The sequence below is a fragment of the Frankia sp. AiPs1 genome (assembly GCF_023716945.1).
Classification (GTDB): Bacteria; Actinomycetota; Actinomycetes; order Frankiales; family Frankiaceae; genus Frankia.
Genome location: NZ_JAMQQF010000892.1, coordinates 1 through 1,592, shown reverse-complemented (window position 1 = coordinate 1,592; position 1,592 = coordinate 1). Strand labels below are relative to the sequence as shown.

The following is a 1,592-nucleotide window of genomic DNA, read 5'->3' as shown; positions in this document are numbered from 1 at the left end:
TCATCTGTTGACATGGGTGGTGGCGGGACGGTCCCGCCGGTCACCTGCACCGCCCGGTCAGAACCTATGCAGACACGCACCTTCGAGGTCCAGACGCAGACCTGTTCGGCCGGGCGGTGGCGGGCTTTGTATCGGCCAGCGGGAGCAGCGCGGGCCGCCTGACGGCGGCCGAGCGCCGAGATGAGGTTCCGACGAAGCCCTCCAGCGGTGGTGACCTGGATCGGAGGAGATTCACGTTGGCATTCGTCAACGACGGTGGTGAGGCAGGCGCCGGCGAGGCGTCGACGTTCGTCGGGATCGACTGGGGCGGCAGCTTTCACCAGGTATGTGTTCTGAACGAAGCGGGCACGGTTCTTGTTCGTCGCCGTGTTCAGCACACGGTCGACGGGCTGGCCGAGCTGGATGCACTGATCGGCTCGTTTTCTACTCCGGTCCGTGTCGCGATCGAACGGGCGGAAGGAATTCTGGTCGAGCATCTCCACAACTTGGACGTTTCGGTTTTCTGTGTGTCGCCGAAGATCTCATCGAGGGCACGGGAGCGCTATCGGCTCGCGGCGACCAAAAGCGACAGTTTCGACGCGTTCGTTCTGGCGGACACGCTGCGCCACGAGCACGCCTACTGGCGGCCGTTGCACGCGCCGTCCCCGTTGACCGCGCAGCTGCGGGCGGTCAGCCGGGACCGGGACCGGGTGGTGTTGGCACAGCGGGCGACCGAGTCGCGGCTGCGGGCGGTCCTGGAGTCCTACCATCCTGCGCCGCTGCACCTGTTCTCCAGCCTCGACCGCGACATCGCGCTGGCCTTCGTGAAGGAGTACCCGACGCCGGAGCAGGCGGCGCGGGTGGGACCGGCGCGGATGGCGGCGTTCTGTCGCCGGCATGGCTATTCCGGCCGGGTCGACCCCGCGGTCCTCGTCGAGCGGATGCGACCGCATCTGCTGGCCGCCGGGGCGGGAACAGCGGCGGGCAAGGTGTTGGCCGCGCAGATGTTCGCCAGCGAGATGGAAATGCTCAACAGTCACCTGCGGACCTACGACAAGACGATCCGCGAGCTGCTGTCGTCCCATCCCGACACGGCGGTGTTCACGAGCTTTCCCGGCCTCGGACCGGTGACCGCTGCCACGCTGATCGGTGAGATGGGCGACGACCGGGCACGGTTTCCCTCGGCCGCCGCACTGCTCGCCGAGGCCGGCCTGGCGCCGGTCACCCGCGCGTCGGGACGAACCCATCAGGTCCGGTTCCGCTACGCCGCGAACCGGCGAATGCGACATGCGATCGACTGGTGGACGTTCGTCTCCGCCCGCGAGGACGAATGGGCGGGAGCCGTTTACGACGCTGCCAGGGAACGAGGCCAGAGCAAATACCGCGCGCTACGCGGTCTCGGAGCACGATGGACACGTGTGCTCTGGCGGGCCTGGATCGACGGCGCCCCCTACGACCCGAACCGCCATCACAGAACTGAAATAGCAGCCTAACAACCAGGCAGTCGGGACCCGGCAGGTCGTAGATCCTCGCCTGCGGGTGGGCGTCAGCATGCCCAAAAAAGTGAAGATCGAAAATGAAGTCTGGCTTGGGAGGTTGACAGCGGGAGTCTG

General features: G+C 66.8%; 1 protein-coding gene. It reads left to right on the top strand.

All coding sequences use genetic code 11. From position 1 onward, the window contains the following. Nucleotides 1-236: 236 nt before the first annotated feature. A complete protein-coding gene (locus ND748_RS31645; RefSeq protein WP_285902983.1) occupies nt 237-1,472 on the top strand; it encodes an IS110 family transposase in 1,236 nt (411 codons plus the stop codon). Nucleotides 1,473-1,592: the final 120 nt, after the last annotated feature.